The 12,603-nt window shown below is 59.5% G+C and carries 10 protein-coding genes and 1 pseudogene; 2 read left to right on the top strand and 9 right to left on the bottom strand.

What is annotated here, in order from left to right; all coding sequences use genetic code 11:
- Positions 1-64: 64 nt before the first annotated feature.
- The 3 genes from tsaB to ppc all read right to left on the bottom strand — a co-directional run bounded on the left by tsaB (position 65) and on the right by ppc (position 4,399).
- The gene (gene tsaB / locus RS887_RS15320) at positions 65-739 is read right to left on the bottom strand and encodes a tRNA (adenosine(37)-N6)-threonylcarbamoyltransferase complex dimerization subunit type 1 TsaB (protein ID WP_322616028.1); all 675 of its coding nucleotides are present in this window, start codon (positions 737-739) and stop codon (positions 65-67) included.
- A 93-nt stretch (positions 740-832) separates the two neighbouring features.
- Positions 833-1,480: an adenylate kinase gene (gene adk / locus RS887_RS15315; RefSeq protein WP_008019588.1), complete on the bottom strand. Its 648-nt coding sequence runs from the start codon at positions 1,478-1,480 to the stop codon at positions 833-835.
- 288 nt (positions 1,481-1,768) lie between these two features.
- Positions 1,769-4,399, bottom strand: a complete 2,631-nt coding sequence (gene ppc / locus RS887_RS15310) for a phosphoenolpyruvate carboxylase (RefSeq protein ID WP_322616027.1) — start codon at positions 4,397-4,399, stop codon at positions 1,769-1,771.
- A gap of 200 nt (positions 4,400-4,599) precedes the next feature.
- Here ppc and RS887_RS15305 point away from each other — a divergent pair, with 200 nt between their 5' ends.
- Together RS887_RS15305 and RS887_RS15300 are read left to right on the top strand one after the other, a co-directional pair.
- Positions 4,600-4,944 (top strand): pilin assembly protein, encoded by a 345-nt coding sequence (locus tag RS887_RS15305; protein WP_085715727.1) that lies wholly within the window; start codon positions 4,600-4,602, stop codon positions 4,942-4,944.
- 229 nt (positions 4,945-5,173) lie between these two features.
- Positions 5,174-6,610 (top strand): transposase, encoded by a 1,437-nt coding sequence (locus RS887_RS15300; protein WP_322616026.1) that lies wholly within the window; start codon positions 5,174-5,176, stop codon positions 6,608-6,610.
- 118 nt (positions 6,611-6,728) lie between these two features.
- Here RS887_RS15300 and RS887_RS15295 read toward each other — a convergent pair whose 3' ends face one another.
- The 6 genes and pseudogenes from RS887_RS15295 to lysS all read right to left on the bottom strand — a co-directional run bounded on the left by RS887_RS15295 (position 6,729) and on the right by lysS (position 12,530).
- Positions 6,729-7,058: a hypothetical protein gene (locus tag RS887_RS15295; RefSeq protein WP_008051386.1), complete on the bottom strand. Its 330-nt coding sequence runs from the start codon at positions 7,056-7,058 to the stop codon at positions 6,729-6,731.
- Positions 7,055-7,969: an alpha/beta hydrolase gene (locus RS887_RS15290; RefSeq protein ID WP_322616025.1), complete on the bottom strand. Its 915-nt coding sequence runs from the start codon at positions 7,967-7,969 to the stop codon at positions 7,055-7,057. Before RS887_RS15290 ends, RS887_RS15295 begins: the two co-directional genes overlap by 4 nt.
- A gap of 146 nt (positions 7,970-8,115) precedes the next feature.
- Positions 8,116-9,393, bottom strand: coding sequence for a flavohemoglobin expression-modulating QEGLA motif protein (locus RS887_RS15285; RefSeq protein WP_008019601.1), 1,278 nt, complete (start codon positions 9,391-9,393; stop codon positions 8,116-8,118).
- Between the two features lie 32 nt (positions 9,394-9,425).
- Positions 9,426-9,979, bottom strand: a pseudogene (locus RS887_RS15280) (hypothetical protein).
- A gap of 232 nt (positions 9,980-10,211) precedes the next feature.
- Positions 10,212-10,916, bottom strand: a complete 705-nt coding sequence (locus tag RS887_RS15275) for a TetR/AcrR family transcriptional regulator (RefSeq protein WP_413425779.1) — start codon at positions 10,914-10,916, stop codon at positions 10,212-10,214.
- Between the two features lie 111 nt (positions 10,917-11,027).
- Positions 11,028-12,530 carry a lysine--tRNA ligase gene (gene lysS, locus RS887_RS15270; protein ID WP_322616023.1) on the bottom strand — a complete coding sequence of 501 codons (1,503 nt, stop codon included), beginning with the start codon at positions 12,528-12,530 and terminating at the stop codon, positions 11,028-11,030.
- Between the last annotated feature and the right edge of the window lie 73 nt (positions 12,531-12,603).

Raw genomic sequence — 12,603 nt, 5'->3', positions numbered from 1 at the left:
AACATTTCTGCTGTCTGACACACCGCCTTCGCGAGCAAGCCCGCTCCCACAGGTGCTGCGTCAATCAACGCGCCTTAGGCGTCGCCACTTTATCCCGCAGATAAACCGGCTGTGCCTCGTCGGCCACAATCGCCTCGCCACGTTCCCAGGCAAATCGCGCCAGGGTCAGCAGGTCTTCGGCATGGGGCAACATGCCCGCGTCCTGCCCGCTCAGGCTGACGGCGATACGCTCGCCATAACCCCACCCGGTGCCTGCACCAAACCACTCGCCGCTGGCATCGACCGGCAATGCAGCAGACTCCGGCGGCAGTACCGCTTCCGCCCCCGCCAGGCGCATCTCCCCGGCCGTTTCGCGGTAGCAACCCCAATACACTTCATCCATGCGCGCATCGATGGCGGCGGCGACCTGGGTGGCGCCGTGTTCGCGTAATGCACGTTGCGCCAGCACGGCCAGGTTCGACACCGGCAGCACGGGGCGATCCAGGGCAAACGCCAGCCCTTGCACCACGCCGATGGCGATGCGCACACCGGTGAAGGCACCCGGGCCACGGCCGAACGCGATGGCATCGACCGCTTGCAGGGTGGTGCCAGCATCGGCCAGCAATTGCTGGATCATCGGCAACAGCTTCTGCGCATGCAGGCGCGGGATCACCTCGTAATGGCTCGTGACCTTGCCGTCATGCAGCAAGGCAACGGAGCAAGCTTCAGTCGCGGTGTCCAGGGCCAGCAAGGTGCTCATCGATGTTTCCGTAAAAAAGGTCAGAAAAAGTGCGCCAGTATAAACAACTACGGCCCGCAAGCGGGCCGTGGATGATGCAGCGGATCAGGTTTTTCAGCTCAGCGCTTCAAGTACCTTGGCGGTGATCGCTTCAACCGAGCCGACGCCTTCGATATGGCTGTACTGCGGCTTGCCATTGGCAGCCGACAACTTCTGGTAGAAGTCCACCAGCGGCTTGGTCTGCGAATGGTAGACCGACAGGCGATGACGCACGGTTTCTTCGGTGTCGTCCTTGCGCTGTACCAGCTCTTCACCGGTGATGTCGTCAATGCCAGCGGTTTTCGGCGGGTTGTAGACGATGTGGTACACGCGGCCGCTGGCCTCGTGAACACGACGACCGGCGATACGCTGGACGATTTCTTCGTCTTCGACGGCGATTTCAACCACTGCATCCAGCTCGACGCCGGCCGTCACCAGGGCTTCGGCCTGGGGAATGGTGCGCGGGAAGCCGTCGAACAGAAAACCGTTGGCGCAGTCGGACTGGGCGATGCGGTCCTTGACCAGCGCGATGATCAGGTCATCGGACACCAGGCCGCCGGCATCCATGATGCTCTTGGCCTTGATGCCCAGCTCGGTGCCGGCCTTGACCGCGGCACGCAGCATGTCGCCGGTGGAGATTTGCGGAATGCCGAATTTTTCGGTGATGAACTTAGCCTGAGTACCTTTACCGGCCCCGGGAGCTCCCAGCAGAATGACGCGCATCGATGTGCTCCTCAATTTTTTATATGGATAACGTCAGATTCGCCTCGTGGGGCCAATCTCAAAAATAGGGTCGTGGCCGCCCAAACGGCCAAAGGCTGCTCAAGATACACAGCAGGCTGCGCCCACACAAGCCGCCAAAAGTCGGAGAAACCGTGGTCTGATGTGACCTTTTGGCACGGTTCCCCAAGTCGCAACCCCATCATTAACTGTCGCCTGGCAGCACTTTTTTGCCCGCCATTGAATGGCCTCCGACACCTGCACCGGATGCCTGTCCCCACGGCAAAAACCTTAGCCGGTATTTCGCAAACCGGCGGCAATCCCCGCCACAGACACCAGCAGCGCCTGTTCCAGCGGGCTGTCCTGCGCCACATCCGGTTGCCGCGAACGGGCCAGCAACTCGGCCTGCAATAGATGAAGCGGGTCGAGGTAGGTGTTGCGCAGACGGATGAATTCCAGGGTGGCTGGGCTATGTGCCAGCAGCTGCGACTGACCGGTCAGGCCGAGGACGATGGAGCATGCCTGCGACAATAGGTCGCGTAAGTGCGCACCCAATGGCAGCAAGTCAGGCTCGACCAGGCGCTCATCGTAGGACCCGGCGATATCCGCATCAGCCTTGGCCAGCACCATTTCCAGCATGTCGATGCGCGTGCGGAAGAACGGCCACTGCTCACGCATCTGCCCCAGCAGTTCGCCTTCGCCACGCGCCAGTGCCTTGCTCAGGGCGGCTTCCCAACCCAGCCACGCCGGTAGCATCAGGCGCGTCTGGGTCCAGCCGAAGATCCACGGAATCGCTCGCAGGCTTTCGATCCCCCCGGCCCGACGCTTGGCCGGACGACTGCCCAGTGGCAAACGACCGAGTTCCTGCTCCGGCGTGGACTGGCGGAAATACTCCACGAACTGCGGATTTTCCCGCACCACCGCGCGGTAAGCGCTGACACCGTCTGCGGCCAGCTCGTCCATCAAATGGCGCCACTCGGGCGTCGGTGGCGGCGGAGGCAGCAAGGTCGCCTCAAGCACGGCGGCCAGGTACAGGTTGAGGTTCTGTTCGGCGATGTCCGGCAGGCCGAATTTGAATCGAATCATTTCGCCCTGTTCGGTGGTGCGGAAACGCCCCGCCACCGAACCCGGTGGCTGCGACAGGATCGCCGCGTGGGCCGGGCCGCCGCCACGCCCCACGGTGCCACCGCGACCGTGGAACAACAGCAGTTCAACGGCGTGCGAGCGGCAGATATCCACCAGTCGCTCCTGCGCCCGGTACTGCGCCCAGGCCGCCGCGGTGGTGCCGGCGTCCTTGGCCGAGTCGGAGTAGCCGATCATCACTTCCTGCGGCCCTTGCAGGCGCGCGCGATAGCCCGGCAACAGCAGCAGCTTCTCGATCACCGGACCGGCGTTGTCGAGGTCGGCCAGGGTTTCGAACAGTGGCACCACGCGCATCGGCCGCAACACGCCGGACTCTTTGAGCAATAACTGCACGGCCAGGACATCGGAAGCCGCACCGGCCATGGAAATCACATAGGAACCGAGGGATGCCTGCGGCGCAGCGGCGATTTCCCGGCAGGTCGCCAGCACTTCGGCGGTGTCGGCAGAGGGCTTGAAGTACGTCGGCAGCAAGGGGCGACGATTGCTCAATTCGCGCATCAGGAACGCGATGCGCTCTTCTTCGCTCCAGTCCTCGTAGCGGCCCAGGCCAAGGTAGTCGGTGATTTCGGTCATGGCGGCAGCGTGCCGCGAGGAGTCCTGGCGCACATCCAGACGAACAAGGAACAGACCGAAGGTCACTGCCCGGCGCAGGCAATCGAGCAACGGCCCGTCGGCGATCACGCCCATGCCGCACTCGTGCAAAGAGTGGTAGCAGAGCTCCAGTGGATCGAGCAGCTCACGATTGTCCTGCAGCACATCGGCGCCGGCAGGTGTGGCGCGGGTCAACGCACTGTGCGCCCAGTTGCGCGTCGCCCGCAGACGTTCGCGCAGCTGTTTGAGCACTGCCCGGTAAGGTTCGGCGCTGTCTCCCGCCCTGGCCTTCAATTCATCGCTGGCCTGCTGCATCGACAGTTCAGCGGCAAGGTGATCGACATCGCGCAGGTACAGATCAGCCGCCATCCAACGCGCCAACAACAAGACTTCTCGGGTAACCGCCGCCGTCACGTTCGGGTTGCCGTCGCGGTCACCGCCCATCCACGAGGCAAAGCGAATCGGTGCCGCCTCCAGTGGCAAGCGCAGGCCGGTGGCGGCGTGCAGGGCCTGATCGGCCTTGCGCAGATAATTGGGAATGGCCTGCCACAGCGAATGCTCGATCACCGCGAAACCCCACTTGGCTTCGTCCACTGGCGTCGGACGCGTGCGGCGAATTTCTTCGGTGTGCCAGGCTTCGGCGATGAGACGCTGCAAGGTGGTCTTGATCTGGTCGCGCTCGGCACTGGTCAGGTCACGGTGATCCTGAGCCGCCAGTTGCGCGGCGATAGCATCGTATTTCTGGATCAGCGTGCGGCGCGCGACTTCGGTGGGATGCGCGGTGAGTACAAGCTCGATTTCCAGTCGCCCCAATTGCCGGGCCAGTGCTTCAGCACCATGCCCCTCGGCGCGCAGGCGGGCGAGCAATTCCGGCAGCACCCGGGCTTCGAACGGCGCCTCTTGGGATTCCTCGCGACGGTGAATCAACTGGTACTGTTCGGCGATGTTGGCCAGGTTGAGAAACTGGTTGAACGCCCGCGCTACCGGCAACAATTCGTCTTCGGTCAATTGATTGAGGCTGGCACTGAGTTCGGCGTCCATGGAACCGCGCCGGTCAGCCTTGGCGCCCTTGCGGATCTGCTCGATCTTGTCGAGAAAATCGTCGCCATATTGTTCACGAATGGTATTGCCCAACAGCTCACCCAACAGGTGAACGTCCTCGCGCAAGCGTGCATCAATATCGGTCATCAGCAGGTCTCCAGCAAAAATCCGGGCGGCTAGTACCCTAGAGAGTGCCGCCCCAGACCGGTTCTTACAAGCAAGACGACGAAGGGCCTTTAAACCTTGCCTGTTGAAGCTAGTCTGAAGATTAACCGTACAACGGCTATCGCCGGCCAATGCCGGACACTCACCCTGCCTGCCACGAGCGGGAGCGCCATGAGGTCAATATGAAAATCCGCGAACTTGCCCACCACTGGGAAGAAAACGCCAAGGGTCGCCTGACCGACACCGGCTACTCGATTCATCTGGACGTCGAGTCGGCCGCACGGCTGGCCGCGATCATCGAGATGTACCCCAAGCGGCATCCCGAAGAACTGCTCGGCGATCTGATCGGCGCCGCGCTGGAAGAACTGGAAAGAAGCTTCCCGTACGTCAAAGGCTCGACCGTGGTCGCCACCGACGAAGAAGGCGATCCGCTGTACGAAGACATCGGGCCGACTCCGCGTTTCCTGGCGCTGTCCCGTCGGCACTTGCACGATTTGTCGATGCCTGATGACAAACAGAATCACTGATCGACAGCACTTTTTCACTGCACAAAAAAATGCCTGTTCCCGAGCCAATCAAGGCCCGGGGATGTGGCAAGAAGTATCCGGCGGCGGATAATTCCAGCACCTCGGGACGGGTGATGAACCATCGGGTGGATGGTGACCATCTCACCTGTCACTTATGACAGTAGGCAAGATTCAATACAGAGCTTAGTTTGGCTCCACGCACCATTCTCAGTGCAAAGGAGCAAATACTATGCGTCGGTCAATGCTGCTGTACTTAACAGTAATCCTGGCGGGTTGTGTGCAACCTGAAAAAACTTTATCAGACTCTCCATTTTTCAATGACTTCGCGTATGACGAGAGCGATGCTATACCAAACGACCTTCCCTTGCCCGATGTGGGTATCAATCAGCGACCTGTATTAGGCGTTAAAAAGGTTCTGGTCAGTGTGGTGCATTGGCAGGATGGCGACACCCTGAACTATCCCTTGATCGAAAAACATACTCTTTCCGACGACCCCGATTCATTGCGCTCTTACATCCTGGCCGCCTCGCAGGGAAAGTTGACACTCAATGGTCAAGTGATCTCCTACACCTCAGGCCCTCGCCCGGATATTTGCAAAAGTGGTACTCCAATGCCCATGGCTCTCGCGACCTCGGAAGGTGATAAGGCGGCAAGAGCAAACGGACTTGACCCTGACAACTTCGATTTCCTGATTAACCTGATTGACTGCGGGGGAAATGCATCAGCGAATCGGCCGGGACGGACAATCGGTGTATATGGCCAATCCCTCAGCCCACACGTTTACAAGCACGAGTTTGGGCACAATCTGGGATATGCCCACGGCAGCACGTACACCAAATGCGCGAAAAACGGTGAAACTGTGAAGGCCCCGGCAGGATGCACAACAATCGGATACGGTGACACGGGGGACCCGGTTTCAGGTAGTGGAACACTCTATCCAGCCTTCAATCGTTGGTATTCCGGCTGGCTCGATGAGGCACAGGCGACAACGATCAAAACTACAGGTCTTTATCGTCTCGGCGTTCTCGGCGATAGCAACCCTCAGTTGTATCTCATCGATCGTCCGGGAAACGGTGCAAGAACAAGAAACTTTTTAGCTCTGGAATATCGCAAACCAACTGCGTTCGATAACTTCCCACCCAACGACAACAGAGTCACAGGCGTATGGGCAAGATTCAGCACACTTGTTTACTACAGCAGTTACATGATCAATACCCAACTTGATGGCACACCGGAAACCGCGACTACGGCCGATCCGACCTTGCAATCTGGCCGAACATTGGTGGATGAAGATGCCAAAATCAAAGTCAAGGTCTGCTCCACCGATGCGAATGGTGCCTCGATAGCAGTTTCCGTTGAGGGAGAATCATTGCCTGATTGTGACACGCCCTTTATTAGCGCCCCCCAACAAGACTGGGTTACCGGGCCGCTTCCGATGTTTTCCGGCAGCACTTCGGTACCCAACGCTACGATTACGGTGATCTCCTTTGGGAATCCCGCCAAAGTGCTTGCTACCTCCAAGGCAGACGAACTGGGGCGCTGGTCTGTTCGTGCCAATAAAGAACTGGATACATGGAGAACAATATCGATTCAAGCAGGACAAGCACTGAACGGACAACCCGCCAAATGGAGTGAGGGCCGTAGTTTCCACGTTATAGAGCGATAACGATTAGCTCAAAGGCCCAAAGGAGTAATAGCTCAAAAGCTCTTTTTTTTTAATCGTACCGGGATATGCAACGATAAAGCCTGCCTTGATCAGGCAGGCTTCACTTTGAAAAGCGTTTTTACTGTTCCAGCTTCTGCGGCGTTTCCTGCCCCATGCAACGCACGGCTTTTTTCTTGCTGTCGACCAGCACGCCGGTCAGGCCTTTTTGTTCCATGTCGAACAGCACCAGCACGCCATCGATGCACTGCGCCACCTGGGCGGCCGGTTCCAGGGAGACCTTGTAGTCTTCGCCCGGAATGGTCTTGAGCATGGTGAACTCGTTGAGCAGCAACGCATCCTCAGGCTTGGCGAAGTGCAGGTAGCCGTACCACCACAGGGCACCGACGGTGCCGAGGATGCTGCAGATACCGGTGATGATCAGCGGGATGGCGTTACGTTCTTCACTCATTGCGGACTCTCTGGCGGTTCATCTTCAGAATTCAGGGGTGCCGGGTAATTGGGGATCTCACCCAGGCGGCGCAGGCCGTTGAAATGCTGCGGGTCATCGAGATAGCGCAGCATGACTTTTCGCCAGACCGGATTGGCGAACGTCTGCACATGACCGCCACGGGTCAGTTGCAGCACTCGCGGCGGCGGCGCAGCTTGATACAGTCGGATGCCGTTGGAAAGAGGCACGATCGGATCATCGATGCTGTGGTAGAGCAGTTTCGGCACATCCTTGAGTTGCGCCATGGAATTGATCGCGCTGTCGCCGTCCGGCACCAGCCATGACAATGGCACCTGGAACGGCCAGGTCAACCATGAGGTGCTCAGGGCAAACCGGCCCACGCTGCGGTAACTGGCGGGTGCGCCATCGAGGACGATGGCCTTGAGTTGCTTCTGGCGTTGCGGGTGCTGGACCAGGTAATGCACGGCCATCGAGCCACCGAGACTCTGGCCGAGCAGGATCAGCGGCTTGCCTTGAACCTCGGGCGCCTTGTCCAGCCAGGCGAACGCCGCATCGATGTCCTGATAGATCGCCGGCAGGCTGGGCTTGCCTTCGGACAAGCCATAACCGCGATAGTCCACAAGCAACACCTGGTAACCATTTTTCGGCAACCAAAAGCTCCCGCCGAGGTGCATGGGCAGGTTTCCGCCGTTGCCGTGCAGGTGCAGCACCGTGCCCTTGACCTCGACCCCCTGCTTCGCCGGCAGCCACCACGCATTCAGCTTGAGGCCATCGGCGGTGTTCAAGGTGACGGTGCGGTATTCGACCCCGGCCTTTTCCGGGGTGAACAGCTGGCCGGGTTCGGGGTAGAACAGCAGCGAACTGCAGCCATTCAAGGCCAGGAGAAGGCAGACGATGCCGAGGATTCTCATCCGTTGAAACCTCGCTTTGACGATTGGAATACATACCCCTGTGGGAGCGGGCTTGCTCGCGAAGGCGGTTTAACATTCAACATTTCAGTTGGCTGAAACACCGCCTTCGCGAGCAAGCCCGCTCCCACATTTGGATCTCACCCGCCTTAAAGGATATTGGAGTAATCCGCCTCGATCCGGTCCAGGCTCAGGTGGTTGAGGAAGTTGGAGAAGCACATCCACGCCGACAACGCGTTCATGTCACGGAACTGTTCCGGCAGGTACTTGGGCGGTACCACCAGGCCTTCATCCACCAACTGGCGCAAGGTGCGCATGTCTTCCAGGGTGGTCTTGCCGCAGAACAACAGCGGTATCTGCTCCAGCTTGCCTTTACGCACGGCCAGTTGAATGTAGTTGTAAATCATGATGAAGCCCTTGAGGTAGGACAAGTCTTTGGTAAATGGCAGACCTGTCGGCACCGAGCCGCGGAACACGCGGCTGGCGTTGCTGTAGCTCTCGGGCATCTCGAAGCCTTGTTCGCGGAAGAACTCGAACACCTGCAGGAAATCCGCGCCCTCCTCCACCATGTGAATGGCCCGCGTGCGGTTGGTCAGCTTGCGCAGGCGGCTCGGGTAGGAGGCAAAGGTGATGATTTCCATCAGGATCGCCAGGCCTTCCTGGGTCACCGTCGACGAGGGCGGCCCCTTGGACAGAAAGGTGCAGATCGGCTGATTCAGGCCATTGAGTGTCGTGCCTACATGCACCAGCCCTTCGTGGACCTCCAGGGCCCGCACATCGCGCTCATTGAACATCGCGTCGGTGCGGATCTTGATGTAGTCGGCACCGGCCGCCGCATCGGCGACAATCCCGTCGGACTCGAACACCCGAATGGTTTCCTCGGCTTCACCAAACACCTTGTTCAAGCGATGCTGCAACATGTCGACCGCATCCTTGGCAGTCAGCGTTTTCGGCTCATCCTTCAGATCGCCACGGCCATCGATGTTGTTCAGGTATTCGGACAGCATCATGCCAAGGTCGGACAGGGTCGGGTCGCCGGCATGGAACGCGTCGGACGCGGCGCCGTACAACTCCTGGGAAATCAGGCCGAAATCCTCGGTGCCACGTGCTTCGAGCATGCGCACCACCATGCGGTATTCCTTGCACATGCGCCGCATGATCTGCCCAACCGGGTTGAACTGGCCAAGCTGGCGGGTGATGTCGCGCTCGATATTCTGGAACTCCAGCTTCACTTTGCTGGAATCGAACGCCAGTGGCCGGTTGAGGTAGTAGTCGCGGTCCACTGCCGGCATTTCCTTGCCCTTGGCCTTGAGGAAGCCCTTGCGAATGTTGTCGTCCCATTTGACCGCATCGAGGACACGGATCGGTGTCTGCGCCAGCACGATGCGATCGGACAAAATGCGTATCGACTGTTGGTAATCGTCCACCCGAAACTCCTGTAGAAACCCGTTGTTGCCGGTTATTTGGCTTTGGCCTGACGCTGGTAGCGCACCGCTTCGACGAACACATCGGAATTGGCCGGGTCGTCGAGGTAGGCGGCGACTTGATCCATGTTGCTGTCGATCAATACGCCATTGCCGTCGTTGGTCTGGAAGCGCTCACCGCTCAGGGCTTTTGCTGCATGGCCTGGTTGATCTGGTCGAGGTCGAGGTTGTAGACCACCAACTCATGCCTGTCGGTCAGCTCAAAACCGCCAATGGTGAAATGCCCGCCGAATTGCGCCGGCACCTTCGCCGACAGATACCAGCGGCTGCCATGGCGCGACACCGTGAAGGAGTAAGCCTCCCGCTCCCTGGGCCTGGCCCGGTAATAGCTGACGGCCTGATAACGGTTGTCGCCGATGCGGGTCAGTTCGAGGTTGAGCGGTTCGCCCCAGCCATTGGTGCTGGTCCATTTGCCGAGCAATCCCTTGGGCGCGGGTTCACTTGCAGGCAGCGGCTCCTTGAAGGTCACCAGACAGCCACCGAGCAGCAGGAACGACAAGGCGATCACAACGACACGCCAGGCTTTCATTCAACACTCCCTATGAACATACGCCGCCCAAAGTGATCACCGGCCTCTGTGGGAGCGAGCCTGTGTGGCGAGGGGGCTTGCCCCCGTTCGGCTGCGAAGCAGTCGTAAAACCAGCGTATCCGGACTGACAGTCTCACCGAGGTCGCTGGTTTTGGGGCGGCTTTGCCACCCAACGGGGGCAAGCCCCCTCGCCACAAAAGCTCGCTCCCACAGGGTAAAGCACCAGCCGGAACTACTCCGATGCCAGCACCAGGTGCATGTAGCGTGTCAGGATGCCGAGCATTTCCTCTTCGGCGGCAGGCTCGCCTGCGTTGAGCAGCCCCTGATATTCCATCCGGCCGATAATCGCCGTCAACACCTTGGCATCCTGATGCGGCTCGCGCGAGCCCAGCACCTGGAACAGCTGGCAGGAGCCTTGCAACAGGATTTGCTGATGCGAGCGCACCAGTTCGGCCAGGCGCGGGTTCAGCAACGCTTCCTGGCGGAACGCCTGCTCGGCCATCAAATGCTCACGGCGATTGACCAGTTGCCGGTGAACGTAATCGGTCATCAGCCGTGCAATATCGTCCGCCAGTTTCGAGCGCGCCTGCGGGCTGCCATCGCCACTGGCAATCATGTCGCGCAACAGCCCCTCGTTGTTCACCCACAGCTTGCCCATGTACGCCGCACTGCGCTCCACGTATTGGGCGAAGGTATCGGTGAGCAAGTCATCGATATCCTTGAAATAGTAAGTGGTCGCGGACAACGGCACTTGCGCCTCGGCGGCCACGGCACGGTGCCGGACGGCACGCACGCCATCGCGCACGACAATGCGCATCGCGGCGTCGAGAATGTCCTGTCGTCGCTGTTCACTGCCCTGTCGGCTGGCCTTGCGACCTTGGTACTGAACGCTTTCAGCGACCGCAGTGGCGATACCCGCTGCACCTTCTTGAGCCATTGCACGAATCACGACAGGTATTTCCTCTCAGATGAAAGTAACAAGTTGATACGTTTGTACCAGACAGGCAATAAAAAACCGCCTGAAAAGGCGGTTTTTTAATTGAAACACTTACGCTTGCGGCCGCATGTGCGGGAACAGGATCACGTCGCGGATCGACGGGGAGTTGGTCAGCAGCATCACCAGGCGGTCGATACCGATGCCTTCACCCGCCGTTGGCGGCATGCCGTACTCCAGCGCACGAACGAAGTCGGCGTCGTAGTGCATGGCTTCGTCGTCGCCGGCGTCCTTGTCAGCCACCTGGGCCATGAAGCGCTCGGCCTGGTCTTCCGCGTCGTTCAACTCGGAGTAGGCGTTGGCGATTTCACGACCACCGATGAACAGCTCGAAACGGTCAGTGACGTTCGGGTTCTCGTCGTTACGACGGGCCAGCGGCGACACTTCGAACGGGTACTGGGTAATGAAGTGCGGCTGTTCCAGCTTGTGCTCGACCAGCTCTTCGAAAATCATCACCTGCAACTTGCCCAGGCCTTCGAAGCCCAGCACCTTGGCGCCGGCCTTCTTCGCGATAGCGCGAGCCTTGTCGATGTCGTTCAGGTCGTCAGCGGTCAGCTCGGGGTTGTACTTGAGAATCGAGTCGAACACCGACAGACGCACGAACGGCTCGCCGAAGTGGAACACCTTGTCGCCATACGGCACGTCGGTGCTGCCCAAAACCAGCTGAGCCAGTTCGCGGAACAGTTCTTCGGTCAGGTCCATGTTGTCTTCGTAGTCGGCGTAAGCCTGGTAGAACTCCAACATGGTGAATTCAGGGTTGTGACGAGTCGATACACCTTCGTTACGGAAGTTGCGGTTGATCTCGAACACTTTCTCAAACCCGCCGACAACAAGCCGCTTGAGGTACAGCTCCGGCGCGATACGCAGGAACATGCCCATGTCCAGCGCATTGTGGTGGGTTTCAAACGGCTTGGCTGCCGCGCCGCCAGGAATGGTCTGCAGCATCGGCGTTTCCACTTCCAGGAAGTCACGCTTCATCAGGAAGCTGCGGATGTGGGCGATGACTTGCGAACGCACACGGAAAGTCTGGCGCACGTCTTCGTTGACGATCAGGTCAACGTAGCGCTGACGGTAGCGCTGTTCGGTGTCAGTCAGGCCGTGGTGCTTGTCCGGCAGCGGACGCAGGGATTTGGTCAGCAGGCGCACGCTGGTCATTTCAACGTACAGGTCGCCTTTGCCGGAACGGGCCAGGGTGCCCTCGGCGGCGATGATATCGCCCATGTCCCAGGTTTTCACCGCGGCCAGGGTTTCTTCGGACAGGGTCTTGCGGTTGACGTAGACCTGGATGCGCCCGGTCATGTCCTGGATCACCATGAACGAGCCACGGTTGAGCATGATACGACCGGCAACCTTGACCGGGATCGCAGCCTCTGCCAGCTCTTCCTTGGTCTTGTCCGCGTACTGTTTCTGCAGTTGCTCGCAGTAGTTTTCGCGGCGGAAGTCGTTCGGGAAGGCATTGCCCTTGGCGCGCTCGGCAGCAAGCTTTTCCTTGCGCAGGGCGATCAGGGAGTTTTCTTCCTGTTGCAGGACTTGCGGGTCGAGTTCTAGGTCGCTCATGTCTTTAAATATTCCATCTGGTTCGTTGTCCCCGGCCTGCGGCCGGGGATCGCCGGCGAGCCGGCTCCTACAG

Source organism: Pseudomonas sp. BIC9C (assembly GCF_034541995.1).
GTDB classification, from domain to species: domain Bacteria; phylum Pseudomonadota; class Gammaproteobacteria; order Pseudomonadales; family Pseudomonadaceae; genus Aquipseudomonas; species Aquipseudomonas fluorescens_CC.
Note: the sequence above shows the minus strand (reverse complement) of the source record. Positions and strands in the feature narration are given on the sequence as shown.

Excerpts from the sequence above, each read along its gene's own strand:
- RS887_RS15300 (WP_322616026.1), top strand. The coding sequence starts at position 5,174 with ATGCGTCGGTCAATGCTGCTGTACTTAACAGTAATCCTGGCGGGTTGT.
- RS887_RS15295 (WP_008051386.1), bottom strand. The coding sequence starts at position 7,058 with ATGAGTGAAGAACGTAACGCCATCCCGCTGATCATCACCGGTATCTGC.
- tsaB (WP_322616028.1), bottom strand. The coding sequence starts at position 739 with ATGAGCACCTTGCTGGCCCTGGACACCGCGACTGAAGCTTGCTCCGTT.
- adk (WP_008019588.1), bottom strand. The coding sequence starts at position 1,480 with ATGCGCGTCATTCTGCTGGGAGCTCCCGGGGCCGGTAAAGGTACTCAG.
- ppc (WP_322616027.1), bottom strand. The coding sequence starts at position 4,399 with ATGACCGATATTGATGCACGCTTGCGCGAGGACGTTCACCTGTTGGGT.
- lysS (WP_322616023.1), bottom strand. The coding sequence starts at position 12,530 with ATGAGCGACCTAGAACTCGACCCGCAAGTCCTGCAACAGGAAGAAAAC.
- RS887_RS15275 (WP_413425779.1), bottom strand. The coding sequence starts at position 10,916 with ATGGCTCAAGAAGGTGCAGCGGGTATCGCCACTGCGGTCGCTGAAAGC.
- RS887_RS15290 (WP_322616025.1), bottom strand. The coding sequence starts at position 7,969 with ATGAGAATCCTCGGCATCGTCTGCCTTCTCCTGGCCTTGAATGGCTGC.
- RS887_RS15305 (WP_085715727.1), top strand. The coding sequence starts at position 4,600 with ATGAAAATCCGCGAACTTGCCCACCACTGGGAAGAAAACGCCAAGGGT.